The 24,247-nt window shown below is 72.2% G+C and carries 26 protein-coding genes; 20 read left to right on the plus strand and 6 right to left on the minus strand.

Annotation, left to right across the window (positions count from 1 at the left end; genetic code table 11):
* Positions 1-79: 79 nt before the first annotated feature.
* The 4 genes from OG245_RS35535 to OG245_RS35550 all read right to left on the minus strand — a co-directional run bounded on the left by OG245_RS35535 (position 80) and on the right by OG245_RS35550 (position 5,852).
* Positions 80-562, minus strand: a complete 483-nt coding sequence (locus OG245_RS35535) for a carboxymuconolactone decarboxylase family protein (protein ID WP_371627450.1) — start codon at positions 560-562, stop codon at positions 80-82.
* Positions 559-1,638 (minus strand): dihydrodipicolinate reductase, encoded by a 1,080-nt coding sequence (locus OG245_RS35540; protein ID WP_371627451.1) that lies wholly within the window; start codon positions 1,636-1,638, stop codon positions 559-561. Before OG245_RS35540 ends, OG245_RS35535 begins: the two co-directional genes overlap by 4 nt.
* 135 nt (positions 1,639-1,773) lie before the next feature.
* Positions 1,774-4,725, minus strand: a complete 2,952-nt coding sequence (locus OG245_RS35545) for a CARDB domain-containing protein (protein WP_371627452.1) — start codon at positions 4,723-4,725, stop codon at positions 1,774-1,776.
* Between the two features lie 164 nt (positions 4,726-4,889).
* On the minus strand, positions 4,890-5,852 hold the full coding sequence (locus tag OG245_RS35550; RefSeq protein WP_371627453.1) for a UbiA family prenyltransferase: 963 nt from the start codon (positions 5,850-5,852) through the stop codon (positions 4,890-4,892).
* Positions 5,853-5,970: 118 nt separating this feature from the next.
* Between OG245_RS35550 and OG245_RS35555 the strand changes: the two genes are divergently transcribed.
* The 12 genes from OG245_RS35555 to OG245_RS35610 all read left to right on the plus strand — a co-directional run bounded on the left by OG245_RS35555 (position 5,971) and on the right by OG245_RS35610 (position 14,321).
* Positions 5,971-7,023 (plus strand): type III polyketide synthase, encoded by a 1,053-nt coding sequence (locus tag OG245_RS35555; RefSeq protein WP_371627454.1) that lies wholly within the window; start codon positions 5,971-5,973, stop codon positions 7,021-7,023.
* Between the two features lie 15 nt (positions 7,024-7,038).
* Positions 7,039-7,572 (plus strand): isoprenylcysteine carboxyl methyltransferase family protein, encoded by a 534-nt coding sequence (locus tag OG245_RS35560; RefSeq protein ID WP_371627455.1) that lies wholly within the window; start codon positions 7,039-7,041, stop codon positions 7,570-7,572.
* The gene (locus OG245_RS35565; protein ID WP_371627456.1) at positions 7,569-8,585 is read left to right on the plus strand and encodes an NAD(P)/FAD-dependent oxidoreductase; all 1,017 of its coding nucleotides are present in this window, start codon (positions 7,569-7,571) and stop codon (positions 8,583-8,585) included. The genes OG245_RS35560 and OG245_RS35565 overlap by 4 nt, the downstream gene beginning before the upstream one ends.
* Positions 8,586-8,740: 155 nt before the next feature.
* A complete protein-coding gene (locus OG245_RS35570) occupies positions 8,741-10,423 on the plus strand; it encodes an MFS transporter (RefSeq protein WP_371627457.1) in 1,683 nt (560 codons plus the stop codon).
* A gap of 3 nt (positions 10,424-10,426) precedes the next feature.
* Positions 10,427-10,882: a VOC family protein gene (locus OG245_RS35575; RefSeq protein WP_371627458.1), complete on the plus strand. Its 456-nt coding sequence runs from the start codon at positions 10,427-10,429 to the stop codon at positions 10,880-10,882.
* Positions 10,883-10,976: 94 nt separating this feature from the next.
* Positions 10,977-11,375: a DUF6221 family protein gene (locus tag OG245_RS35580; protein ID WP_215103238.1), complete on the plus strand. Its 399-nt coding sequence runs from the start codon at positions 10,977-10,979 to the stop codon at positions 11,373-11,375.
* A 107-nt stretch (positions 11,376-11,482) separates the two neighbouring features.
* Complete coding sequence (locus OG245_RS35585) at positions 11,483-12,346, plus strand: hypothetical protein (RefSeq protein WP_371627459.1); 864 nt, start codon at positions 11,483-11,485, stop codon at positions 12,344-12,346.
* A gap of 1 nt (position 12,347) precedes the next feature.
* Positions 12,348-12,788 (plus strand): hypothetical protein, encoded by a 441-nt coding sequence (locus OG245_RS35590; RefSeq protein WP_371627460.1) that lies wholly within the window; start codon positions 12,348-12,350, stop codon positions 12,786-12,788.
* Positions 12,785-13,102 carry a hypothetical protein gene (locus tag OG245_RS35595; protein ID WP_371627461.1) on the plus strand — a complete coding sequence of 106 codons (318 nt, stop codon included), beginning with the start codon at positions 12,785-12,787 and terminating at the stop codon, positions 13,100-13,102. Before OG245_RS35590 ends, OG245_RS35595 begins: the two co-directional genes overlap by 4 nt.
* 66 nt (positions 13,103-13,168) lie before the next feature.
* Complete coding sequence (locus tag OG245_RS35600; protein WP_371627462.1) at positions 13,169-13,546, plus strand: DoxX family protein; 378 nt, start codon at positions 13,169-13,171, stop codon at positions 13,544-13,546.
* Positions 13,547-13,779: 233 nt separating this feature from the next.
* Entirely contained in the window at positions 13,780-13,983 is a 204-nt protein-coding gene (locus OG245_RS35605; RefSeq protein ID WP_003964323.1) for a cold-shock protein, read from the plus strand.
* A 209-nt stretch (positions 13,984-14,192) separates the two neighbouring features.
* A complete protein-coding gene (locus OG245_RS35610) occupies positions 14,193-14,321 on the plus strand; it encodes an LPFR motif small protein (RefSeq protein WP_018955864.1) in 129 nt (42 codons plus the stop codon).
* A 95-nt stretch (positions 14,322-14,416) separates the two neighbouring features.
* On the opposite strand, the gene OG245_RS35615 is transcribed toward OG245_RS35610, so the two are convergent.
* On the minus strand, positions 14,417-14,665 hold the full coding sequence (locus OG245_RS35615; RefSeq protein ID WP_164220640.1) for a hypothetical protein: 249 nt from the start codon (positions 14,663-14,665) through the stop codon (positions 14,417-14,419).
* 334 nt (positions 14,666-14,999) lie between these two features.
* Here OG245_RS35615 and OG245_RS35620 point away from each other — a divergent pair, with 334 nt between their 5' ends.
* The 3 genes from OG245_RS35620 to OG245_RS35630 all read left to right on the plus strand — a co-directional run bounded on the left by OG245_RS35620 (position 15,000) and on the right by OG245_RS35630 (position 17,043).
* A complete protein-coding gene (locus OG245_RS35620; protein WP_371627463.1) occupies positions 15,000-15,227 on the plus strand; it encodes a DUF5133 domain-containing protein in 228 nt (75 codons plus the stop codon).
* A 30-nt stretch (positions 15,228-15,257) separates the two neighbouring features.
* Complete coding sequence (locus OG245_RS35625) at positions 15,258-16,349, plus strand: glutamate--cysteine ligase (protein WP_371627464.1); 1,092 nt, start codon at positions 15,258-15,260, stop codon at positions 16,347-16,349.
* A 130-nt stretch (positions 16,350-16,479) separates the two neighbouring features.
* Positions 16,480-17,043, plus strand: a complete 564-nt coding sequence (locus OG245_RS35630; protein ID WP_371627465.1) for a type 1 glutamine amidotransferase domain-containing protein — start codon at positions 16,480-16,482, stop codon at positions 17,041-17,043.
* 23 nt (positions 17,044-17,066) lie between these two features.
* Here the strand turns inward: OG245_RS35630 and bla are convergent, their stop codons facing one another.
* Positions 17,067-18,011 carry a class A beta-lactamase gene (gene bla / locus OG245_RS35635; RefSeq protein WP_371627466.1) on the minus strand — a complete coding sequence of 315 codons (945 nt, stop codon included), beginning with the start codon at positions 18,009-18,011 and terminating at the stop codon, positions 17,067-17,069.
* A 190-nt stretch (positions 18,012-18,201) separates the two neighbouring features.
* Between bla and OG245_RS35640 the strand changes: the two genes are divergently transcribed.
* From OG245_RS35640 to OG245_RS35660, 5 genes are all read left to right on the plus strand, one after another.
* Positions 18,202-19,095, plus strand: coding sequence for a siderophore-interacting protein (locus OG245_RS35640; RefSeq protein WP_371627467.1), 894 nt, complete (start codon positions 18,202-18,204; stop codon positions 19,093-19,095).
* Between the two features lie 308 nt (positions 19,096-19,403).
* A complete protein-coding gene (locus OG245_RS35645) occupies positions 19,404-20,471 on the plus strand; it encodes a FecCD family ABC transporter permease (protein ID WP_371627468.1) in 1,068 nt (355 codons plus the stop codon).
* Positions 20,468-21,619: a FecCD family ABC transporter permease gene (locus OG245_RS35650; RefSeq protein ID WP_371627469.1), complete on the plus strand. Its 1,152-nt coding sequence runs from the start codon at positions 20,468-20,470 to the stop codon at positions 21,617-21,619. Before OG245_RS35645 ends, OG245_RS35650 begins: the two co-directional genes overlap by 4 nt.
* A gap of 164 nt (positions 21,620-21,783) precedes the next feature.
* The gene (locus tag OG245_RS35655; RefSeq protein WP_007458086.1) at positions 21,784-22,002 is read left to right on the plus strand and encodes an MbtH family protein; all 219 of its coding nucleotides are present in this window, start codon (positions 21,784-21,786) and stop codon (positions 22,000-22,002) included.
* A complete protein-coding gene (locus OG245_RS35660) occupies positions 21,999-24,026 on the plus strand; it encodes a multicopper oxidase family protein (RefSeq protein ID WP_371627470.1) in 2,028 nt (675 codons plus the stop codon). Before OG245_RS35655 ends, OG245_RS35660 begins: the two co-directional genes overlap by 4 nt.
* Positions 24,027-24,247: the final 221 nt, after the last annotated feature.

A 24,247-nucleotide genomic window follows, 5' to 3' on the forward strand; every position in this document is an offset into this window, starting at 1 on the left:
GACACGGGGAGCCACGGAGAGTCCGGGGCCGGGAGTGCCAACCCGGCGGCCCCGGACTCCGTCAGGAGGCGACCGCCTCTCACCCGTGACCGGGCAGGACGCACACCGCGTCGATCCCCAGCACGTGGTTGAGCCGTCCGAACGCCAGCCACGAGCCGACGCTCATCGTCAGCTCCACGATCTCCGTCTGGCTGTAGTGCGCGGTCATCCGCTTCCAGAAGGCGTCGTCCAGGCCGTGGTGGTCGAGCGTGTACCGCTCGGCGTACTCCGCCGCCAGCCGGGTCCGCTCGTCGAAGGCGTCGGTCGTACGCCACGCGGTCACCGCCGCGCCGAACTCCTCCTCGACCTTCGCCCCGTCCCGCTCGGTCCGCCAGTCCAGGCAGAACAGGCACCCGTTGATCTGCGCGACGCGCAGCCTGGCCGCCTCGAACTCCCGCAGCCCCAGCGTCGTGTGCTCGTACACGGACATCGAGAACGTGGCGGCGGCCATCCCGATGCCGGGGACCATCTCCCCCCACACGTAACCGATGGGCTCCTGGCCCTCCGGGATATCGATGATCATGCCGGTCTCCTTCCCAGCCTGCCTACCGCAGGCCGCAGCGGAACGTCCAGTGCGTCGTACAGGCCCGGCTCCGCGTCCACCAGCCAGTCGATGGCGGAGACGAGGCGTCCGACCGCGGTGGCGTTCCCGCCCGCCGACCGGTTCTCGTCCTCGTCGGAGGCCTCGACCGTCACTTCGATACGGGGACGGCCCTCGATCACCACCCGGTGCGCGCCCACCCCGTCGGGCGGGGAAGGCCAGTCCGGGGCGCACGAGGGATGGATCCGGGTGATGTGCTCGATGACGATGCGCGGCACGCCGTCCACGATGCCCTGCACCTCGAAGCGCACCGCCCCCTGTGTGCCCGCCGCGAACTCGCCCATCGTGCGGGTGCCGACCGTCGACTCCAGCGCCCGACGGTCCAAGGTCTCGCGGATCTCGTCCAGTTCGACGTCCAGCGCCCGCGCCATGAGCCGTATCTGACCGCCCCACACCATCGTCGGAACGCTCTCCGCCAGCATCAGCGGTTCGTAGTCCATCGGGTGCCCCATGCCGATCAGATGGCGCACCGACTCCTCCTGCTCGTACGTGGAGTAGTCGAAGATCTCCTGGCAGCGGATGACGTCCACCTCGGTACCGAGGCCGCTGACCAGCAGGGGCAGCACGTCATTGCCCCAGCCGGGGTCGACCCCGGAGACGAAGAGGGAACCGCCCCCCTCGGCGACGGCGGCCAGGACCGGGTCCCGCAGCTCCGGCGGGGCGTTGCGCTGGTCGTAGAGCGGATAGAGGGAGGGCGTGACGACCACCGCGCCGGCCCGGATCGCCCGGCCGATGTCGGCGAGGGCGTCGTCGGGACGGATGTCGCCGGACGCCGCGTAGACGACCGCCCGGGGGCGGGCGGCCAGGACGGCGGCGATGTCGTCGGTGGCCGCGACCCCGAGCGTGCGTCCGACCCCGCCGAGTGCGCCCGCGTCGCGGCCGACCTTGGCGGAGTCGTGCACGAGGACGGCGGCGAGTGTCAGCGCCGGATGAGCCTCGACGGCGCGGATCGCCGCGCGGCCGACGTTGCCGGTACCCCAGACAACCGTGGGAATCATGCGCGGAGGGTAGCCCCCGGACCCTGCACTTCCCAGAGCCGTGCGGGACCCAGTTCGTCCGGTGGAAAGGGGGGTTCCCGAGGACGGGTGTTCCCGGGCCGGAGACGTTCCGCCCGCCCGGGAACACGACAGCGGCTACCGCTCGGCCCGTGCGCCGTTCGGAGCGCCGGAGACCGTGAACTGCGAACCGGGCTCGATGAGCACGTGGCCGTCGCGCGAACCGGTGATCGTCACGTTGGTGAGCGACGCGTTGCCGCGCGCGCCGCCCATCGCGAGGATGCCGGATCCGTTGTTGGACTTGTCGATCCGGACGTTCTCGATCTTGACGTTCTGCATCAGGCCGCCGCCCGTCTTGAACTGGATGCCGTCATAGGTGGAGTCGATGATGTCCGTGTCGCGGATCGTGACTCCGGGGATCGGCAGATTCTGTGGGAAGAGGGTGATCGCGCCGAACTCCTGGTCCTCGTTCCAGAAGGCTCCGCCGGTGCGGTACAGGCCGTTGTTGGCGATCAGCGTCTGCCCGGAGAAGGGCAGCGGGTCATGGTCGGTCGCCAGCATGATGGCCGGGTAGTTCATCGTGTCGGAGATCAGGTTGTTCTCGATCTTGTTGCCGTAACCCCCGTAGATCGCGATGCCGTTGGCGCGCCACGGGAGCTGGATGGTGTTGTTGCGGAAGCTGTTGTCGTGGCCGATGTCGACGGACTGGTCCTTGACGTACTTGCTGGACCAGACCGCGAGGGCGTCGTCGCCGGTGTTGCGGAACGACGAGTTGTAGACCGTGGAGTTGCGGGTGCCGTTGGCGAAGTTGATGCCGTCGGCGTACGTGTTGCGGATCCGCATCCCGGTGAACTCGACGCCGTCGCCCGGGTTCCACAGCTCGGGGATGTTGGTGAAGTCGCGACCGGCCCAGACGCCCACGTTGGCGTGCTCGATCCAGACGCCGCTGATCTTCGTGTCCTTGCCGAACCGGCCGTTCAGCGCGACGCCGCCCTCGTGGTTGCCGTCACCGCCGCGAATGGTGCCGGAGCCGAAGATGGCGATGTCGGAGATTTGCGTGTTCTCGTCGATGTCGAAACCGAAGTTGCCCTCGTGCGGGTGGTTGATGCCGCCCGCCTCGTGCGGCGGGGTGAGGGTGTAGAGCTGGGAGTGCCACATGCCCGCGCCCCGGATCGTCACATCACGGATGCCGACCTGGTTGAACTGACCCCGGTCGAGCGGGTCGTCGGTGAGGATCTTCTGCTCCTGGCGCCACTGGCCGGCCGGGATCCACACGCAGTCGATCTGACCGTTCTGGTTCGCCGTCACCGCGCGCTGGATCGCCGCCGTGTCGTCGATCCCGTCGTTCGCCACCGCGCCGTACGTCGTGATGGACACACAGCCCGAGGGCTGGGCCGAGGGCGCCGCCACCTGCTCCAGGTCGATCAGGTCGATGATGTAGAAGGAGGCGTTGTCGCTCGCGTCGCGCTGGAGCCGGAACTTCGTGCCCGCCGGATAGGTCTGCGTGAGCAGGGCGTGCGACTCGTCGAACAGCCGCCGTGCGTCGCCGCCGGGGGTGTTGGTGAGCCCCTCGGGGCTGTCGGTGTTCCCGTACAGCCAGCTGTGCTTCGAGGAGAGGTCGATCTTGCGGACGAACTGGCCGTTGGCGTAGAGGCTGATGGTCGCCTCGCGGCCGCCACCGCCCGGTGCGTCGGGGATGGAGTTGCGCACGACGACGGAGTTCGACGGGGCGGTCGAGGTGAACTCCACGAACTGTCCGGTGGAGTTGAGCCGCACCGACTCGCGTCCTGAGGACTCGGTGGCGAAGTTCGTGTGCCCGAAGGTGCGCTCGGCGTCCGACTTCAGCAGCGTGCCCTGGTAGGTGGCGTTCTCCGCCTCCAGCTCGGTGTACGGCACGGCCGCGCCGCGGCCGACGACGATGGAGCGGGCGAAGGTGTTGTTGGTCTCGCTGGTCTCCGCGACCCGGTTCGTGGCGTCCGCGGTGGCGGTCAGCGTCGCGCCGCCGCTCGCCGCCGTCCAGCTGCCGCCGATCGTGACGTTCGCGGTCGCGCCCGCCGCGATGGCCGGTGCGGTGCCGTTGAGCGTCGTGGAACCGACGGTCAGACGGGTGATCGTGCCCGCGCTCACCGCGCTGGTGCCGCGGTTGTGCACCGCCACGGTGAAGGTGACCGCCGCGCCGACGGCCGGGTTGGCCGGGCTGGCGGAGATGGAGCGGACCTCCAGGTCGGGGCCGGGGCTCTGCCCGACGACCAGCGGGGTCGCGGTGGTGCGGCTGTTGTTGGCGTTGTCCGACTCGATGACCGTGTCGGTCGGGTCCACCAGCGCCGAGACGGTGTACGAGCCCTGCGGCCGCTTGCCGACCGCGACCAAGACCGGGGCCGACGCTCCCGCGCCGAGCGGCCCCACCGGCGCGCTGCCCACGACCGCGCCGCCCAGGCTCACCTGGACGGTCGTCGCGGGGGAGGCGGCCGTACCGGCGTTGCGGACGGTCCCCTGGACGGTGATGTCGTCCGTCTCGGACGGGGACGAGGGGCTCCAGGACAGCGCGCTCACGGTCAGGTCCGGGTTGGGCGCGGCCGTCCCCAGGACCTGGACCTCGGCGATCTGCGCGCCGGGCGCCCCGGTGTTGGCGAAGAACCTGAGCTGGAGGTCGGCGGCCCTGCCGTCCACCGGGATCGTCACCGTGTTCTGGTTGCCCGACGGGTTGAACGCGTAGCCGGCGCGGGCCCGGAGCGAGGTGAACGCGGTGCCGTCCTGGGTCCGGCCGAGCACCTGGATGTCCTGGGTCCGGCTGCCCCAGATCGGGTCGGGGTTGAGCTTGACCACCACGGACTGCAGGTCCGCGTCGGCGCCGAGCTTCACCGTGAGGTCGGCCGGCAGTCCGTTCGACTCCCAGTAGGTGTTGACCTTGCCGTCGTTGGCGTTGGGGGCCGGGAACCCGCCGTGCGATCCGCTGGCGACGACGGGCTTGCCCCGGGCCAGATCGGTGGTCTCAGCCGCGCTCGCGGCGACGGGCAGGAGCCCGACCGAGACCATCCCGGCTATCAGCAGCCCGGTGATCGACTGTCCGGTGAGTCTTTTCCATCTCATGATGTCCTCTGCTTCCACGATATTTGAGTCCACAAGTCAATCTTTTGCGGTGAGAGGTTCATAGATTTCTGCCCTGTTTCTGATTTGTCAACGGTCTTCGCATGGCCATGTCATTCGGGTGTCTTGGCTGACGCGACGTCAGATCAGTGTTCGGGTGGGCTCGTTCAGGCCCCGGCGGCACCCCGGGCCAGCAGCAGCGCCAGATCCACCGCCGCCACGGCCACCGCTCCGGCCAGGGCGGCCTTGCGCCACCGGCGGCCGAGAGCCGGGCCCACGAGCGAGGCCGCACCGGCCAGGGCGAGCGCTGCCGCACCCCCGCCGTCCACCGGCCCTGGCGGCCCGAACGCCAGCACCGCCGTGGCGCCGAGCAGCGGCACCGGCAGCAGCAGCCGGGTGCCCCGGTCGCCCAGCCGGTGCGGGAGGCCCCGGATCCCGGCCGCCCGGTCCGCCGCGATGTCCGGGAGCGTGTCGGCCAGATGCGCCGCGAACCCGAGCAGCGCCCCGGCTGTCACCGTCCACCACCGGGGCCACGGCCCGCCGGGCAGGGAGAGGGCGACGGTGGCGGGCAGGGCGCCGAATCCGGCCACGTACGGCAGCCAGGACAGGGCGGTGGCCTTGAGCCGCAGGTTGTAGAGCCAGGCCGCGGCGACCGCGGCGAGGTGCACCGTGCCGGCGAGGACCCCGCAGGCCAGCGAGAGCGGTACGCACAGGGCGAGCGCGATCGTCGCCGCCGTCCACACCGCACGCGCCCCGACCGTGCCGTCGGCCGCGGGCTTCCCCCGGCGGCCGGCGTCGGCGTCCCGCCGCGCGTCGTACGCGTCGTTGCACCAGCCCACCGAGAGCTGGCCGGTCAGCACCGCCGCCGTGACCAGCGCGGAGCGGGGGCCGCCGAGACCGGAGCCGAGCGCGAGGGCGAAGGTGAGCGCGGTCACCGCGAGCGCCGGTCCCGGGTGGCACGCGAGCGCGAGCCCCGCGACCCTGCCGCGCCGCCCCGCGCCGGCGGGATCCGCCGCGGCAGGCCCGGCATCGGCCGCGTCCGCTCCGACCGGCCCGGCGTCGACCGGGTCCGCTCCGACCGGCCCGGCCGGATCCGCTCCGGCCGGGCTCACCCTGTCCGTGGCGTCCATCGGGCGATCGTAGGGGCCTGGCGCCCCGTCAATGCGACGACAGGGCGGGTCCTTTACGCCGTTACATCGGTTCTTGTGGGCAGGATGGGGCCATGACGCCACCGACGCAGGAGGCAGAATGACCCGCATCGCCGCGGTTCACGGGGCCCTGCCGCCCCACCGCCACACCCAGCGCGAGGTCACCGACATGGTGGCCCGCACCTGCCTGCCGCCCGGAGCCGACCGCCGCGTCCTGGACCGGCTCCACGAAAACGCCCGGGTCCGCACCCGGCACACCGTGCTGCCCCTGGACGGCTACCGCGAACTCGACGGCTTCGGCGCGTCCAACGACGTGTTCATCCGGTCCGCCGTGGACCTCGGCGCCCAGGCCGTACGCGGTGCGCTGCGGGCGGCGGGGCTGCGGCCCACCGATGTGGACCTGCTGATGTTCACCTCGGTCACGGGCATCGCCGCCCCCTCCGTCGACGCCCGGCTCGTGACCCGGCTGGGCATGAGGTCGGACGTCAAACGGCTGCCCGTCTTCGGCCTCGGCTGCGTCGCCGGAGCCGCCGGGACGGCCCGGCTGCACGACTACCTCCTCGGCCGCCCCGACGACGTGGCCGTGCTCCTGTCGGTCGAGCTCTGCTCCCTCACCTTCCAGCGCGACGACGCGTCGCCCGCCAACCTGGTGGCGACCGCGCTGTTCGGCGACGGAGCCGCCGCCGTGGTCGCCCTCGGCGGCCGACGGGCCGTCGCCGGCCCCGAGATCGTGGCCACCCGCAGCCGGATGTACCCGGACACCGAGCACGTCATGGGCTGGGACGTCGGCTCCACCGGGTTCCGCGTCGTCCTCGATCCGGCCGTCCCCGACGTCGTACGCCAGTACCTCGCCGACGACGTACGGGAGTTCCTCGACGAGCACGGCCTCAAACCGAAGGACGTCGCCCACTGGGTGTGCCACCCGGGAGGCCCCAAGGTCCTGGAGACCGTCACCGAGGTCCTCGATCTGCCCGACGGCGCGCTCGACGTCACCTGGCGCTCGCTGGCCGACGTCGGCAACCTGTCCTCGTCCTCGGTCCTGCACGTCCTGCGGGACACCATCGAACAGCGCCGCCCCGAGCCGGGAACCCCCGGACTGCTGCTGGCCATGGGCCCGGGATTCTGCTGCGAACTGGTGCTGCTGCGCTGGTAGGAAGGAGAGACCCCCATGACCTCGACCTGGTACACCCTCCTGGTACTGGCCGTCGCGGCCGAGCGCCTCGCCGAACTCGTCGTGGCCCGCCGCAACACCCGCTGGAGCCTCGCCCGGGGCGGCGTCGAGTCGGGCCGCGGGCACTATCCGGCGATGGTCGCGCTGCACACCGCACTCCTGCTCGGCTGTCTGGCGGAGGTCCGCCTCGCCGAACGCCCCTTCCCGGCCGTGCTGGGCTGGGCGATGGCCGTCGTCGTCGTGGCCTCGCAGGTGCTGCGCTGGTGGTGCATCCGCACCCTCGGCCCCCGCTGGAACACCCGGGTCATCGTGGTCCCCGGCCTGCCCCGGGTCACCGGCGGCCCCTACCGGTGGCTGAGCCACCCCAACTACGTCGCCGTCGCGGCCGAAGGCCTCGCGCTGCCCCTGGTCCACGGGGCCTGGGTGACCGCCCTCGTCTTCACCGCACTCAACGCCGTGCTCATGGCGGTGCGGATCCGGTGCGAGGACGGGGCGCTCGCCCGCCTCCCGGCCGCGGACGCGCCCGCGTGATCGACGTCCTGGTCGTGGGCGGCGGACCGGCCGGACTGGCCGCCGCGATCCGGGCCGCTTCGGCGGGCCTGGAGGCGGTGGTGGTCGAACCGCGCACCACCCCCGTCGACAAGGCGTGCGGCGAGGGCATCATGCCCGGCGGCGTCGCGGCCCTGCGCGACCTCGGCGTACGGGTGAGCGGCCACGACCTGAGCGGCATCCGCTACACCGACGGCAGGCGCAGCGCGGAGGCGGCGTTCCGGGGCGGCCCCGGCGCGGGCGTCCGCCGCACCGAACTGCACACCGCCCTGCACGCGCGGGCCGCCGCCCTCGGCGTACGCGTCGTCGCCGCGAAGGCGGGGGAGATCCGCCAGGACGAGGACACCGTCACCGCCGCCGGACTCACCGCGCGCTGGCTCGTCGCCGCCGACGGCCTCCACTCGCCGCTGCGCCGCGCCCTGGGCCTCGACCGGCCCGTCACCGGGCCCGGACGCTACGGTCTGCGCCGCCACTACCCGCTCGCCCCGTGGACGGACCACGTCGAGGTGCACTGGTCGCGCCACGGCGAGGCGTACGTGACCCCGGTCGGCGAGCGCCTGGTGGGGGTGGCCGTCCTGAGCCGCGACCGCCGCCCCTACGACCGGCATCTGGCCGCCTTCCCCGCCCTCGCGGCCCGGCTCGCGGACAGCCCGGGAGCCACCCCCGTACGCGGGGCCGGGCCGCTGCGGCAGCGGGCACGGTCCCCGCGGGCCGGGCGCGTCCTGCTGGTCGGCGACGCCGCGGGCTACGTGGACGCCCTGACCGGGGAGGGGATCGCCCTCGCCGTGGCCACCGCGACGGCCGCGGTCGACTGCCTGACCGCAGGGCGGCCCGACGACTACCCGCGGCGGTGGGCGCGGGTCACCCGACGCTACCGCCTGCTCACCGCGGCCCTGCTGGGCGCCGCGGGCCATCCGTCCTCGGGCCGACTGATCGTCGCCGCCGCCCACCGGGCGCCCGTCCTCTTCCGCGCCGCGGTCCACGCCCTCCAGTGAAGCGGGGCGCGTCCGGGCCCCGGATCGTCCGAATGGCGGGGCTCCTGGTTCCGGCATAACGTCGGTCGGGTGAGCGTCCGCGTTCATCCGACCGACGCGGAGACCGGCCGCCCCCCGGGGGCGCGCTGCCCTCGGCACGAGAGACGGCTTCCACTATGACGGGCTCCCGAGCGACCCCCGCGGACACGGCGAAGTCCACCGACCGGCACCACGGCGGACTGGCCCTCCTGGTCATCGCCTCGTGCCAGCTGATGGTGGTGCTCGACGTCACCATCGTCAACATCGCGCTTCCGCACATGCAGAAGGACCTGGGGTTCTCCACCGAGAACCTCTCCTGGGTCATCAACGCGTACACGCTGACGTTCGGCGGCCTGCTGCTGCTCGGCGGACGCCTCGGCGACATCCTCGGCCGTCGGCGGGTCTTCATCTTCGGCGTGCTTCTCTTCGTCTTCGCCTCGCTGCTCGGCGGACTCTCGCAGGAGGGCTGGCAGCTGCTGGCCGCCCGCTCCCTCCAGGGCGTCGGCGGCGCGATCGCCTCACCCACCGCGCTGTCGCTGATCACCACCACCTTCCGCGAGGGCCCCGAACGCAACCGCGCGTTCGGGGTGTTCGCGGCCGTCTCGGCGGGCGGCAGCGCGATCGGGTTGCTGGCCGGCGGTGTGCTGGTGGAGTGGCTCGACTGGCGCTGGGTGCTGTTCGTCAACGTTCCCATCGGTCTGCTGATCGCCCTCGCGGCCCCTCGCTACATCCCCGAGTCCGAACGCCGTCCCGGCCACTTCGACGTGGCGGGCGCCCTCACCTCCACGGCCGGCATGGTGCTGCTGGTCTACGGCTTCATCCGCGCTTCCGAGGAAGGGTGGACCGACCCGGTCACCCTCGGATCGTTCGGCGCCGCCGTGGTGCTCCTCGGTGTGTTCATCGCCATCGAGAGCCGCTCCAGACAGCCCATCACCCCGCTGGCGCTGTTTCGCGACCGCAACCGGGCCGGCACCTACACGATGATGCTGTGCCTCTCCGCGGCCATCTTCGGGATGTTCTTCTTCCTGACCCTCTTCGTCCAGGACGTCCTCGACTTCAGCCCGCTGCGGGCCGGACTCGCCTTCCTGCCGGTGAGCGTCGTCATCGCGATCAGCGCGGGCCTGGCATCCCAGCTGCTGCCCCGGTGGGGGCCCAAACCCTTCATGGTCGTGGGCGCGATCCTGGCCGCCGCCGGGCTCGGCTGGCTCACGCGGACCGACGTCCACAGCTCCTACCTGGGCTCGATCCTCGGCCCGATGCTCGTCTTCGGCTTCGGCATGGGCATGCAGTTCGTGTCGCTGACCCTGATGGCGGTCTCGGGCGTCGCCCCGAAGGAGGCGGGCGCCGCGTCCGGCACCCTCAACGCCTCCCAGCAGGTCGGCGGGTCCCTGGGACTGTCGATCCTGGTCACGACGTTCGGGACGGCCAGCCGCAACGAGGCGACCGACCAGGCTCCGGCATTCCTCCAGGAGGCCACCCCCGCCCAGCTCCAGGAGTTCCGCAGGACCGGTCAGCTGCCGGGCCCCTGGGGGGACCAGGTCCTCACCTCGGGCGTCTCCAGCGCCTTCGTCGTCGCGGCGTGCTTCGCCGTGGTCGCCGCCATGGTCGCCCTGTTCGTCATCCAGGTCAGGCCCGCCGACCTGGCCCGCCTCCAGGGCGGCGCGGCACCGCTCGCCGGTGAGGGGACGGACGACGCCGAAACGGACGGGGCACGGCCCGGCAGCACGGACGGGGCACGGCCCGGAACGGACGAGCAACGGCCGGACATCGACGAGCCACGGCCCGACCCGGGCGCCGAACGACCCGCGAAAGAGAGCTGAACCATGGACTGGATCCTCGAAGTGATCGTGCTGCCCGTGACCGACGTCGACCGGGCCCGGGACTTCTACCGGGACAGGATCGGCTTCCACGTCGACCTCGACGACGAGGTGATGCCGGGCGCCCGCGTCGTCCAGCTGACGCCCCCCGGATCCGGCTGTTCGATCGCCCTCACCGCCGGGCTGCCCAACCCGACCGGAACCCCGCAGCCGGGCACGTACCACGGACTCCAGCTCTGCGTCACCGACATCGACGCCGCGCACGCCGAACTGGTCGGCCGGGGCGTCGAGGTCTCCGAACCGCAGCGGTACACCCCCGACGACGGGGCGACCTTCATGTATTTCACCGACCCGGACGGCAACGGCTGGGCGGTGCAGGAGTACCGCCGCCGGAAGACCGAACCCCTGCACAAGGTCCTCGCCGACCTGGCCGGGAGCGACGACGGGGACACGGTGGGGTGAACCGGATACGGAGGTGGATCGGCCCGCGCCCGGTCCACCAGAATGCTCCCCGTATCGAGTGCAGAGATCCATCAGCGCAAGGGAGCGGCATCCAATGGGCGCCAACGCAGACATGGTGGCCTTCGTCCGGGCGCGGCTCGCCGACGAGGAACACGTCGCACTGGCCGCCGGCGGGGACCGATGGCGGTGCCCGGCCGATGTGCCGGGCGAGGTCCACGACCGCACCGGCGGGGTGGCGTTCACGGTGCGGGGCCGGGGCTTCGACGAGCACATCGCGCTCCAGGACCCCGCGCGGACCCTGGAGCGCATCGAGACGAACCGGGTCATGCTCGGCGAGTACGTCGAGGTGGCCGACCTGGACACCGACCGCCCGGCCGAGGACTTCCGCTCCGGCCGTGCGGTGGGCCTGGGCTTCGCCGTACGGCAACTGGCCGCCGAGTACGCGGGCCACCCCGACTACCAGGCGCGCTGGCTGCCGCGGTTCATCCAGTAGCGCGGGACCCGGGGTTCCGGGCCGCCGGCGAATCCCGTAAGTGCCGGTGCGGCGCGTCCAGTTGATCGATAGCATCTCCCCATCGGCCTACCGGGGGAGCTGCGCGCGTGCCCGACGTCTGGGAGAACACCCGATCACGGTGGGAGAGCGTCCGGCACGCGGTGGACGGCGGCCCGGGGGCCGGGGCCGTCGCGGCCACCTTGCACGGACGGCTCGGCCTCTCGGTCAACCCCATCGCCGTCACCGGCGAGGCGGGGGTGGGCAAGAGCGTCCTGTACGACGCGCTGACGCAGTCCATCCGTACGGGTGACAGCGACAGCTCCCGCAGCCCCGGCATCGAGAAGCACGCCACGGTCCTGCGCTTCGGCAACCGCCGGACCCGAGCCGCCGTCACCGTCATCCCCGGGCAGCTGTCCACCCAGCGGGAACAGGCCCTTCAGGACACGATGCGGGGCGACGCCTCCCCGCACGGCATCGTCCACGTCGTCTCCTGGGGGCACAACAGGATCTGGCAGCGCGCCTCCCAGCGTGACGTCCGCGAGGCGCTCGCCGCCGACGGTGACGTCGACCAGGAAGCCGTTCGGAACTGGCACCGCCGCAAGGAGGCGGCCGACTTCCGGCTCCTGGTCGACGAGATCATCGACCGGCAGGTGGCCAAAAGGCTGCGGTGGCTGATCGTCGCGGTCTCCAAGTGCGATCTCTACTGGGACCGGCTGGACGAGGCACGCGACTACTACATCCCGGGGCGGGCCCGTACGGAGTCCCCGTTCGCCCTGCTCATGCGGGACCTGGAGAGCGAGACGTCGCTGCGCCTGTCCGTCCTCCCGATGGTGTCCCGGCTCATGCGCCACCAGTACCTCCCGGGGCTGCCCGTGGGCACCTCGCAGCTGGACGACGCGCAGATCGGCGCGTTGCGCACCCATTTCGGCCAGGAACTCCATTCGTTCATCACGCAGCGGAACGGGGACTGACATGGGCGCGATCGACGGCGGAGCGGCGTTCCTTCGGATGCTGGCGGCCGCGGAACGGCGGCTGGCCGCCGTCCAGGCCCTGAGCGCGCGGCGGCGACGGGTCCGCCGGCCCCGGATCGCCACGGCCTCGCTCGCCGCGCTGATCCCGGGGGTGCTGGCCGTCGCCGCCGCCACGGGCGGCGGGCCCGGGGGCGTGCTCGTCGCGGTCGGCCTGACCGCAGCCGGGCTCTCGCTCACGGCGTGCGTCGCCCTCCTGCTGAGGATCGAACGGCCGCTGAACCGCCGGTTCGCGGAGGAGGAACGCACCATGATCGAAGACGTGAACCGGATGCGGGAGCTGTTCACCCATATCGCGGAGCGGGACCGGTGGGAGGAACGGCTGAAGCGGTCGGTCCGCGAACGGCTCTCCCGCTTTCCCGTGGAAGGGGGGTCGTTCCGGTGATCCGACGACTGACCGTCTTCTTCGGCCTGGTGGCCTTCCCCGCCGCACTGTTCACTTCGGCCGGATACGTACTGGCCACCCGGGAGCCGGGGCCGTATCAGCGGGCGTTCGAGGACCAGTGGGACGCCATCGCGGTCGGCTTCGCCGTCGCTATGTGCGGGGCACTGGCCACGGCCTACGGCGTACGGCTGTGCTTCAGCGTGCTCGGCGGCTTCCAGCCCGACAACGTGCGGCGGGGCGCGCTGGCCCTGCTCGCCGGACTGCTCGTCTGCGGTGTGGGTCTGCTGCTGCTCTGGCGGCTGCTCGCGCCGTAAGGGGTGCGCGCCGGGCCGGGAGCCCGTAACTTACTGCTAAGTAGGTTCCGTTGCCGAAGGAGACGCATGTCCCGCCAGAGGCGTTCCGCCGTCCTGCTCGCCGGCCTCATGGGCACAGCGGGGGTTCTTCACTTCGCCGTCCCGAAGGCCTTCGACGGCACTGTTCCCCGGATTCTGCCCGGAAAGCCCCGCACCTGGACGTACGCCAGCGGAGTGGTCGAACTCGCCCTGGCCGCGGGACTCGCCCACCCCCGGACCCGGGTGGCCGCCGCTCGGGTGACCACGGGCTTCTTCGTCGGTGTGTTTCCGGCCAATGTGCAGATGGCCGTCGACTGGCGTCACCGGCCCCGGCCGCAGCAGGTCGCCGCCTATGCCCGGCTGCCCCTCCAGATACCGCTGGTCCTGTGGGCGCGCGGCGTCGCGCGGGGCGCCGACGGCCCCTGAACGGACCGTAGTCGGTGTCGCGCGAGCCGGTGACCGTGAAGGTGATCCACAGCAAAATGGCGTTGCTCTCTGGTGAGGAGTGATCCCGCCGTGTAGCGTCGCCGGAAGTAGTCGTGGTTCGCAGTACCTGCCCGCGCCTGGCGCGGGCGTTTTGCTGTGCAGTGCCTGAGAACCAGGGCGATCACCTCCGGGTCCGCGCGGTGCGGATCCGTTTACTGCTGAGAGGTACGGGCATGGCCAGCGGAACCGTCAAGTGGTTCAACTCGGAAAAGGGCTTCGGCTTCATCGCGCAGGACGGCGGCGGTCCCGACGTCTTCGCGCACTACTCCAACATCAACTCCACCGGCTTCCGTGAGCTCCAGGAAGGCCAGGCGGTGACCTTCGACATCACCCAGGGCCAGAAGGGCCCGCAGGCGGAGAACATCACCACCGCCTGATCCGGGTTGACCGACCCTGGAGCCCCGGAGCGCGATGCGCTCCGGGGCTCCAGGGCGTTCCGGGCGTCCGGGCCTTTCGCGCGGACCGGCCCGGTTCCCGTCGGGCGGTCCTCCGGTTGGGACGGCGTGTACCGGGTACGCGGAGGCTCTCGCGCCGATCGTTCCGGAACTTCCGGAAGGTCCGGGCGGGAAATGGAGGGCGACCAACCATGCTGAAGGCCATCGCAGACGTACTCCGCTCCATCGCGGGAGCCATCGCCACCGTGGTCACGCTGCCCTTCCGGGCCCTGGCCAGGCTGTTCGGCGGCGCGTCGAGCAGTGCGCGCGGCCACCACTGAACGCACAGGACTGGACGCACAGGATCGTGCCCCGGCCGGGAAGGGCCGGGGCACGATCCTGTGCGTCCAGTGGTGAGCCGTTCAGCTCGCCGCGGCTAGCCCGTCGACTCGTCCGGGGTCGGATGCCTGTCGGGGTGCGCGCCCGCGTTGCGTGGCGCGTTCCGGCCCGCGCCGGCCTCGTCCAGCTCGGGTTGTCCGCCCTGACGGGCCACCCGGTCCGGCACCGGGATGTCGAGAGCGTCCTCGCCCTCCTGCGTCTGCTGGTCCTGCATGTCCGCCGGTACGGGGGGCGGGCTGCCGGAAGCCCCGGTATAGGCGGTGCCTTCCGGCCTGCGGTCGGTCATGAGAGCTTCCTTCCGTACTGCCCCGGTGCGACCGGGGAATGGGTGATGCGCCCTGGTGGGTACCCGCTGCCGGGCGAAGCAGTCCCCGGCTCCGATGAGGGCCGGGACACACCGCCCTCTCCCGGAGGACTCCGGGAGAGGGCGGTGAAGATGCGGCGGCCATGCCGCCCGGCCATATTGGAGCTCCGGCCACCGGCCCGGGGCGCGTCGCGCGGAACTGGAGAGGCGGACGCTCGCTCCGGCGTGTGTGGCCCGCCCGTGAGCGGGTACCCGGGGCGGTGCCCCACCCGGGCGCAGAACGCCACCCGACGATTCCGGCGGAAGGATGACCCGCATGCTGATGGCCCACCCCACGGTGCTGCGCAACCTGATCGAGCAGTACGAGGCGCTGCGCGTGCTGAACGCGGAGAGCGGTGGCGAGGAGGCGCGGCAGCGCATGGACGACGTGGCGTACACGCTGTGCGTGTCGACCGGCACGGGTGACGTCGACAGCGCGCTGGCCGCCGCCCGCCACCAGTTGCCCGGCGCCCGGCCCGAGGACGACTCCGTCCTCTCCGCCTGATCGCACTCGACCGTGGAAGGGGAGGGCACTGTGGTCCGCACGGTGGGTGTCGAGGAAGAGCTGCTGCTGGTCGACGCGGAGAGTGGAGAGGCCCGCGCACTGTCCTCGGCGGTGCTGGCGATAGCCGAGAAGGAAGCGGTGGGGGAGTCGGCCTTCGAGTCGGAACTACACCGCCAGCAGGTGGAGTTCTCCACGCACCCCTGCGCCGACATGGACGAACTGGCCGCCTCGGTCCACCGGTGGCGTACCGAGGCGGTACGGCACGCCAAGGACGCCGGGGCGTCGGTCGTGGCCCTGGCGACCTCGCCGCTCCCGGTCAGCCCGACGATCGGCACGGGGGAGCGTTACCGGTGGCTGGCCGAGCGCTTCGGGCTGACCGCTCAGGAGCAGCTGACCTGCGGCTGCCACGTCCATGTCTCGGTGGCCTCGGAAGAAGAGGGCGTCGCCGTGCTCGACCGGATGCGCTGCTGGCTGCCCGTCCTGCTCGCCCTGAGCGCCAATTCCCCGTTCTGGCAGGGGCAGGACAGTCGGTACAGCAGCTACCGGAGCCAGGTGTGGGGACGGTGGCCGTCGGCCGGTCCGGTGGACGTCCACGGCTCCGCGGAGGCGTATCACGCCCGGGTGCGGTCCCTCGTCGGCACCGGGGTGCTCCGGGACGAGGGGATGGTCTACTTCGACGCGCGCCTCTCGTACCGCTACCCCACCGTGGAGGTCAGGATCGCGGACGTCTGCCTGGATCCGGCCGACACCGTGCTGCTGGCCACGCTGGTACGAGGGCTGGTGGACACGGCCGCACGTCAGTGGCGGGCCGGTGAGCCGCCCTGGGACGTCAGTACGTCCCTGCTGCGTGCGGCCTCCTGGCAGGCGGGCCGATCGGGTCTGGAGGACCGGCTGGTCCACCCCCGCACCCTGCGTCCGGAGCCCGCCCCCGACGTCCTGCGGGCCCTGGTGGACCATGTCCGGGAGGCCCTGGAGGACAGCGGGGACCTGGTGGCCGTGGAGCGGGCCCTGGCCGCCGTGGACCGGCGCGGGAACGGGGCGCGGATCCAGCGCGAGGTCCTCGCGCGGACCGGGAGCCTGCGCGACACCGTCGCGGAATGCGTCCGGATCACGGCCGGATGAGCGATCCTGCCGGCACCTCGCCGGCATCACCCCCGGCCGACACGGCCTACGAGACCCGCCCCGACGACCACGACCGTGGGAACGGCGACGGACGAACGACACCAACGACACACAAGGAACGGAGCAGCCCATGTCCTCCACCGCTCTCGACGACCGCCGGATCCTGGCCATCGTCACCAACTACGGGGTCGAGCAGGACGAACTCGTCGTCCCCGTCCGACACCTGCGCGGACACGGGGCGCAGGTCAGCGTGGCGGCGGTCTCCGCCGACGGGATCCGCACCCTCGTCGGCGACCGCGATCCGGGCGAGACCGTGCGGCCCGACCTCACGCTCGACGACGTCGACCCCGCCGCGTACGACCTGCTGCTGGTCCCGGGCGGCACGCTGAACGCCGACTCGCTGCGTCTGGAGGACGCCACCACCCGGATCGTCAGCTCGTTCGCCGCTTCCGGGCGGCCGGTGGCCGCCATCTGCCACGGGCCGTGGGCACTGGTCGAGGGCGGCTACGTCCGGGGCAAGACGCTGACCTCTTACGCGTCGCTGCGGACCGACATCACCAACGCGGGCGGCACCTGGGTGGACAAGCCGGTGGTCCGCGACGACGCGGCGGGCTGGCCGCTGATCACCTCCAGGAACCCGGGCGACCTGGACGACTTCCTCGGCGAGATCGACGCCGTGCTCGACGAGTCCTGAGCAGTCCGCCACGGAATGCCCTGCTACCGGGTCAGGGCGGAGACGGCCGCGGACGCCGCCTTCGCGATCAGCGCGTTGTCGTAGTCGGCGTCCGCGTCCGTGCGGTTGGAGAGCACCGCCAGCACCAGCGGCGCGGCCTTCGGCGGCCACACCACGGCGATGTCGTTGCGCGTCCCGTACGTACTGCCCGCCCCGGTCTTGTCGCCGACGGTCCACCCCTTCGGGACTCCTGCCCGGATGAGTTCGCCGCCGGTGGTGTTGGTGGTGAGCCATTGGGTGAGCCGGGCCCGCTCGGGCCTGCCGAGGGCGTCGCCCAGGACGAACGCCCGTAGATCCCCGGCCAGGGCCCGGGGCGTGCTCGTGTCGCGGGTGGCGCCGGGAGTCCACTCGTTCAGCTCGGTCTCCCGCCGCTCCATCCGGGTCACGCCGTCCCCCAGCTCCGCGAGCACCGCCTGCAGCTTCCGGGGCCCGCCGACCGCGTCGAACAGCAGGTTGCCCGCGGTGTTGTCGCTGAAGCGCACGGCGGCGTCGCACAGATCGCCCAGGCTCATTCCGGTGGCCACGTGCTTCTCGGTGACGGGGGAGTGGTCGACCAGATCCTCACGGCGGTACGTCACGACCCGCTCCAGCCCGCCCAGTCCGTGCTCGCGGAGCACGGCCCCAGCCGCGAGCGCCTTGAACGTGGAGGCGTAGGCGAACCGCTCCCCGTCACGGTGGGCGACCGTGCGCCCGGTCCCGGTGTCGACGGCGTACACGCCGAGCCGCGCCGCGTACTCCTCCTCCAGCGCCGCGAAGGCGCGCCCGGCGTCCCGCGCGGCGGCCGAGGGCGATCCGGCGGGCTTCCCGGCGGGCGAGGGCGCCGGGGAGTCGGCTTCCGTGCCACAGGCGGCGAGCGGCACGGACACGAGGGCGCCGCCCAGCAGGCGGAGTACGGAACGCCGGGCGTGGGGGTTCGGCAGTCGACTCATCCCGTCATGCTAGACACCCCTGGGTCAGCGGCGTCACGGCAGTAGACATGTCCGACATGTGATCGGCCGTCGGGCGATGCCGTATCGATCTGCCGCCCGTGGAAGGTTAGGCTGACCTAAGTCAATTCGGTTCTCTCGTCCCGGCGGGCGAGACGCTCAGGCCGACCACGCGTACGAAGGGGCAGAGTCCATGACGATCCACCGAGCCGTCGTTGCCCGGGTGCAGCCGCTCACCGGAACCATGACCCGCGTCACTCTCCACGGGGACGGCCTGGCGGGCTTCACCACCACCGGGGTCGGTGACGAGTACGTGCGGATCTTCCTTCCGCACGGTCCGGACCGCACCGACGTCTCGCTGCCCCGGACGACCGAGCAGGGCGGATGGGAGACCCCCGAGGGGCGGCCCGTCGCACCGATGCGCACCTACACGATCCGCGCCGTGCGCCCGGAGGCGGGCGAGGTCGACATCGACTTCGTGCTGCACGAGGGCGGTGTGGCATCCGGCTGGGCCGCCGAGGCGCGGCCCGGGGACGTCGTGGGCGTCAATGATCCCACCGGCCTCTACAGCCCCCCGGCCGACCTCTCCTGGCAGGTGCTGGTCGCCGACCAGACCGGCCTGCCCGCGGCGGCGCGTCTGCTGGAGAACACGCCGGACCACATCAGGACCCGGGTGGTGCTGGAGGCGCCCGGGCCCTCGGCCGTGCTTCCCCTGCGGGAGCCCTCCGACTCCAAGGTCACCTGGACCTACGGCGGGAACGGTCACGGGCCGAGCCGCCTGGCCGACCTGGTGGCCGCCGCCGTCCCGCCCGGCACCGACCTCGCCGGCGGATACGTCTGGGTCGCGGGGGAGACCAACGCCCTGCGCTCGGTGCGCCGTTACCTCCGTCGCGACCTCGGGCTCCCGGCGGACCGCTTCAAGGTCGTCGGCTACTGGATACCGAACTCCGACACCTGGTCCGAGCGGTACGAGGCGCTGCCCGACGCCGTGCGCTCCGAGTTGGAGGCCCTCTGGGACAACCCGGCCGGCGACTCCGAGGACCTCACCATCCGCTACGAGGCCCGTCTGAGCGACCTCGGGCTCTGACCGGTCCCCCTGTCCCGGGCCGGGCCGGGCCGGCCGCGCCGCCGCCTCGCCCGGCCGGGCTCCTCAGCCGATGCCTTCTTGGGTAAGGTCAGCCTTACTTCGCGGGGGTTCCGTTTCGCTCGTACCAGTCAACCGGCTTGTGGGAAAGGCTGGTTGGTGGCGTGCTGCGCCGCCGCGATGACAGCGGACGCGACGGAAGGCTGCACCATGCGGGTGGTTATGTTCGGCTCTGGGGTCTGGGGGCCTCACGCGCCGCAGGCGTTACACGAGAGCCCCCATCGGCCTCTCCGGACGGGCGGGACACCGACGTGACCGCCCCGGCCACCGCCCTCGGCCGCCGGTCCGCCGCCCGGAAGCCGCAGCCGGAACCCACCGCCGTCCGGTCCGCCCTGCGCGGCGGCGGCCTCCTCGTCCTGGCCGGACTGCTCCTGCTCCTCGTCATGCTGAGCACCTGGATCGGCACCAAGGACACCACGCTCGGCCAGGTGTGGACCGCGCTCTGGAACGACGACGGCTCCTACGCCACCGACGTGATCCGCCAACTCCGCCTGCCGCGCACGCTCGTCGGCCTGATGACCGGTGCGGCGCTCGGCGTGGCGGGAGCGGTCATGCAGGCCGTCACCCGCAACCCCCTGGCCGACCCCGGTCTCCTCGGCGTCAACGCGGGAGCCTCGGCGGCGGTCGTGTTCGGCATCGGCATCGTCGGCCTGGCCGGCTTCGGTTCGCTGGTGTGGTTCTCCTTCGTCGGCGCGGCCCTCACCACCGTGATCGTGTACGTGCTCGGCGCCTCCGGAAGGGCCGGGCCCACGCCCGTACGCCTCGCGCTGGCCGGGGCCGCGGTGAGCGCGAGCCTGAGCGGCGTCATCGCCGGGCTCACCGTCTTCGACTCCGCGACCTACGACTACCTGCGATTCTGGATGGTCGGATCGCTCGCCGGACGGGAGCCCGAACTCGTCGTGCAGCTGCTGCCGTTCGTGGCCGTCGGCCTGCTGATCGCCCTGCTGCTGGCCCGCCCGCTGAACTCCCTGGCCCTCGGCGAGGAGCTGGGCCGAGCGCTCGGGGCCCGGATCGCCCGGACCCGGATCGCCGCGGTGATCGCCGTGACCCTGCTCTGCGGGGCCTCGACGGCGGCCGCCGGGCCGATCGGCTTCGTCGGCCTGGTCGTTCCGCTGGTCGCGCGCTGGCTGACCGGGCCCGACCTGCGTTGGGTGCTGCCGTACTCGATGGTGCTGGCTCCGGTGCTCCTGCTGCTCTCGGACATCATCGGCCGCGTGGCCCTGCCCGGCGACGAGTTGGAGGTCGGCGCCGTGACAGCGGTGATCGGGGCCCCGGTGTTCATCGCGATGGTCTGCCGGCGCAAGGAGGCTTCGCTGTGACGGCGACGGAGATCCGTCCGGTACCGGACGCGGGCGGAGCTACGTCGGACGCCGCCCGGCCGGTGCGGTGGTGGTCCGGACGGGTCAGCTTCCGGATGCACCGGCGTACGGTCCTGGTGAGCGGCGGCGCCCTGCTGTTCGCGGCGCTCCTGCTGCTGGTCAGCCTGGGCGTCGGCTCCTACCCGGTGCCGGTGCCCGACGTGGCGCGGGCCCTGTTCCACGGGACGGGGGACCGGCTGGCCGTCCACTTCGTCAACCAGGAGCGCCTGCCCCAGGCCCTGCTGGCGATCCTGGTCGGCGCCGCACTCGGCATGAGCGGCGCGATCTTCCAGAGCGTGTCGCGCAACGCGCTCGCCAGCCCCGACGTCATCGGCTTCAACAGCGGGGCGGCGACCGGGGCCATCCTGGTCATCGTGACGTTCGGGGGCGCCGCCGCCTCGGTGGCGGCCGGAGCGATCGTCGGCGGCCTGGTCACCGCTCTGCTGGTCTCGGTGCTGGCGAGCAGGGGAGGGTTGCACGGCATCCGGCTGGTCCTCATCGGCCTCGGCGTGACCGCGATGCTCGGATCGGTCAACTCCTACCTGCTGACCCGGTCCTCCCTCAACGACGCCCAGAACGCGCACATCTGGCTCGTCGGCACGCTCAACGGGCGGGGCTGGAGCTCCGTGCAGATCATGGCCGTCGCCCTGGTGCTCCTCCTGCCGCCGGTGCTGCTGTTCGGCAGGCGGCTGCGGATGATGGAGCTCGGCGACGATCTCGCCACCGGTCTGGGCGTCCGGGTGAACCGCTCGCGGCTCGCCCTGACGGTGCTGGGGATCGGGCTGTGCGGGGTCGCGGTGGCGAGTGCCGGGCCCATCCCGTTCATCGCCCTGGCCGCCCCGCAGATCGCCGCCATGGTCAGTCGCAGTCCGGGCGTCAGCCTGGCCTCGGCAGGGGCGGTGGGCGCCGGACTGCTCTCGGCCGCGCATCTTTCTTCCAGCCAGTTCTTCTCCGCCCTGGTGTGGGCCGACCGGCACGTCGGATGGGTGCACGTCGTGGAGGAGTCCCAGCGCAACAACCTGCTGCCGGTGGGCGTCACCACCGCCGTACTGGGCGGTGCGTACCTGGGATGGGTGCTGTTCAAGCGGCGCGGCACCGGTACCGCGTGAGCGGGCGCCCCGGACGCCTAGGTGTCCGGGGCGGTCATTTCAAGCCATCAAAAGCGGTGTCGAGAAAGTGAGTTGAGGGATTCGGTGAGTCAACCGCGGAGCAGGTGGGTAGGGTCGCTAGCGATCAAGTAAAGATAGCCTTACCTAAGTAGCTGGAGGATGCGGTGACCAATCCGTTCGAGGACGAGGACGGCGCCTACCTGGTGCTCGTCAACGACGAAGGGCAGCACTCCTTGTGGCCCGCGTTCGCCGAGGTGCCCGCCGGATGGACCGTGGCCCATCCGGAGGACACCCGCCAGGCCTGCCTGGACTACGTCGAGCGGAACTGGACCGATCTACGGCCCAAGAGCCTGATAGAGAGCATGGCGGCCGATCCCACATGAGAACTCCCCCCAAGCTGTCGGACCTGGTCGCCCGCCGAGGGTTCCTCGTCGGAGCCGGCGTCGTCGGCGCGGGGGCGGCCCTCGGCACCGGACTCGCCCTCCCCGGCGGATCCGGCCGTGCCGCGGCCGCCACTGCCCCGCCCCGGTCGGCCCTGATGACGGCGGCCCTCGGCACCCCGCTCGACGACCTGCCCGACGCCGTCCGCGAGGCCCGGGAGGCCGGGCCCCGGCTCACCGGGGCCGCCGCCGAGCACGCCGCCCGCGCGGTGAGGGCGGCGAAGACCCTCGTGCCCTTCCTGGATCCGCTGCCCGTGCCCCGGGTGATCGGCGGACGCAAGGGGGAGCTGACCGTCACGATGCGCTCGGCCCGCGTACGCCTCCACCGCAGCCTCCCGCACACCCGGCTGTGGACGTACGAGGGCACACACGTCGGGCCGACCATCGAGGCGAGGCGCGGCAGCCGACTCCGTATCGCCTGGGAGAACGACCTCACCGGCGACTACCCGCTGCCGGCCGTCCGCGTCCCGTTCGCCTACGACCCCGAACTGCCCCTCATGTGGGACCGGCCGGGCCGGGAGGGCGCCGCGGCGCGCGCGGACGTCGCCGCGCTGCCCCCATGGGCCGTGGTGCACCTGCACGGAGCCGTCACGGGCGGCGGCAACGACGGCTGGGCGGAGAACGCCGTCCTGCCGGGCGCCGCCCAGCTCGCCGAATACCCCAACGAGCAGCCCGCCGCCGGACTCTGGTACCACGACCACGCCATGCACATCACGCACCTCAACGTGATGACCGGCCTCGGCGCGGGCACCTACCTCATCCGGGACGAGGAGGAGCGAAGGCTACGACTGCCATCCGGCGACCGGGAGATCCCCCTCGTTTTCTTCGACCGCAATCTCGACCTCGACGACGACGGGGCGTTCACCGGCGACCTCCTCTACAAGGGCATCGTCGTCGTCGACGACCCCTATGAACTGGTCCGCCCCTTCACCGGACCGTTCAACCTGGTCAACGGGGTGATCTGGCCGCACCTGGAGGTGGAGGCGGGCTGGTACCGCTTCCGCGCCCTCAACGCCTCGAACAACCGCCCCTACCTCCTGAAGATCCTCGACGAGGAGGGCGGGGAACTCTCCGCCGACGCCTTCCGGCTGATCGGTACGGACAGCGGTCTGCTGCCGAAGCCCGACCCGGTCACCGGCGGCGTCCCGCTCACCCCCGGGGAACGCGCCGACCTCCTGGTGGACTTCTCCGCCCTGCGCGGCAGACGGCTCCGGCTCGTCAACGCCCTGCCCGAACCGGGAGCCCGCCCCGACCTGATGGAGTTCCGCGTCGCCTCGCGGGCCGGGCACGACACGTTCGTCCCGCCGAAACGCCTCGCGACCTCCTTCACCCCGGTCGAGCCCCCGGCCTCCGCCCCCGAACGCCTCGTCATCGTCACTCCCGTCTACCCCAAGGACCCCGAACTCTGGGAGATGGAGGAGACCGAGGCCCCCGAGGGCAAGCTCCCCATCGACGGAATCGTCCAGATCCAGGACGAGCGCGGCACGGTCCGCACCTTCCGGCGGGTCTCCGCCACCTTCGAGGACCCGGTGCGCTTCACCGTCGCCGCCGGAGCCACCGAACGCTGGAGATTCCTCAGCCTGGAGAAGTCCGCGGGCGCCTACCCGCACCCGATGCACCTCCACGCGGTCGCGTTCCAGGGGCTGAGCCGCGAGGTGTACGACGTCAGCTCCTTCACCTACTTCGAGCTGGCGGGCGGCGGCTACGGAGCCGGCACCACCACCCCGATCCGCCGGCGCGGGAGCGCCCCGCTGACCGCGGCCGAGCGGGGACCCAAGGACGTCATCTCGCTCGCACCCGCACAGCTCATCACCGTCGGGGCCACGTTCGACGGCCCGCCCGGCCGGTTCATGCACCACTGCCACGTCTACGAGCACGAGGACATGATGATGATGCGTCCCTTCGTCGTGCAGCCGAAAGCCGTCATGGACCTCGCCCCCCACCACGGCCACAGACCGCACGCCTGACCCGCGCCCGCGGCGCGACCGCACCGGGCACCGGCCCGCACCACCGGCCGGTCCCGGCGCACCCCCGCGCCCGCCCCGCCCCTGATCCGCCCCGCATCCGCCGCCCACCGTCACACCGTCGCGCCGACGGTCCCGTCCGCGTGCCCTCCGGCGCGCCCAGCCCACGAACCTGTCCACCTCACCGGGAGATCCGGCCGAGGTTTCCTGCCGGGAGAATGCGC

The organism is Streptomyces sp. NBC_01116, from assembly GCF_041435495.1.
In the GTDB taxonomy this organism is placed as follows: domain Bacteria; phylum Actinomycetota; class Actinomycetes; order Streptomycetales; family Streptomycetaceae; genus Streptomyces.

Coding starts and splice junctions, on each gene's coding strand:
- OG245_RS35640 (WP_371627467.1), top strand. CDS start 18,202: ATGACGATCCACCGAGCCGTCGTTGCCCGGGTGCAGCCGCTCACCGGA.
- OG245_RS35605 (WP_003964323.1), top strand. CDS start 13,780: ATGGCCAGCGGAACCGTCAAGTGGTTCAACTCGGAAAAGGGCTTCGGC.
- OG245_RS35540 (WP_371627451.1), bottom strand. CDS start 1,638: ATGATTCCCACGGTTGTCTGGGGTACCGGCAACGTCGGCCGCGCGGCG.
- OG245_RS35560 (WP_371627455.1), top strand. CDS start 7,039: ATGACCTCGACCTGGTACACCCTCCTGGTACTGGCCGTCGCGGCCGAG.
- OG245_RS35545 (WP_371627452.1), bottom strand. CDS start 4,725: ATGAGATGGAAAAGACTCACCGGACAGTCGATCACCGGGCTGCTGATA.
- OG245_RS35620 (WP_371627463.1), top strand. CDS start 15,000: ATGCTGATGGCCCACCCCACGGTGCTGCGCAACCTGATCGAGCAGTAC.
- bla (WP_371627466.1), bottom strand. CDS start 18,011: ATGAGTCGACTGCCGAACCCCCACGCCCGGCGTTCCGTACTCCGCCTG.
- OG245_RS35660 (WP_371627470.1), top strand. CDS start 21,999: ATGAGAACTCCCCCCAAGCTGTCGGACCTGGTCGCCCGCCGAGGGTTC.
- OG245_RS35580 (WP_215103238.1), top strand. CDS start 10,977: ATGGGCGCCAACGCAGACATGGTGGCCTTCGTCCGGGCGCGGCTCGCC.
- OG245_RS35575 (WP_371627458.1), top strand. CDS start 10,427: ATGGACTGGATCCTCGAAGTGATCGTGCTGCCCGTGACCGACGTCGAC.
- OG245_RS35550 (WP_371627453.1), bottom strand. CDS start 5,852: ATGGACGCCACGGACAGGGTGAGCCCGGCCGGAGCGGATCCGGCCGGG.
- OG245_RS35630 (WP_371627465.1), top strand. CDS start 16,480: ATGTCCTCCACCGCTCTCGACGACCGCCGGATCCTGGCCATCGTCACC.
- OG245_RS35535 (WP_371627450.1), bottom strand. CDS start 562: ATGATCATCGATATCCCGGAGGGCCAGGAGCCCATCGGTTACGTGTGG.
- OG245_RS35590 (WP_371627460.1), top strand. CDS start 12,348: ATGGGCGCGATCGACGGCGGAGCGGCGTTCCTTCGGATGCTGGCGGCC.
- OG245_RS35555 (WP_371627454.1), top strand. CDS start 5,971: ATGACCCGCATCGCCGCGGTTCACGGGGCCCTGCCGCCCCACCGCCAC.
- OG245_RS35610 (WP_018955864.1), top strand. CDS start 14,193: ATGCTGAAGGCCATCGCAGACGTACTCCGCTCCATCGCGGGAGCCATC.
- OG245_RS35600 (WP_371627462.1), top strand. CDS start 13,169: ATGTCCCGCCAGAGGCGTTCCGCCGTCCTGCTCGCCGGCCTCATGGGC.
- OG245_RS35615 (WP_164220640.1), bottom strand. CDS start 14,665: ATGACCGACCGCAGGCCGGAAGGCACCGCCTATACCGGGGCTTCCGGC.
- OG245_RS35570 (WP_371627457.1), top strand. CDS start 8,741: ATGACGGGCTCCCGAGCGACCCCCGCGGACACGGCGAAGTCCACCGAC.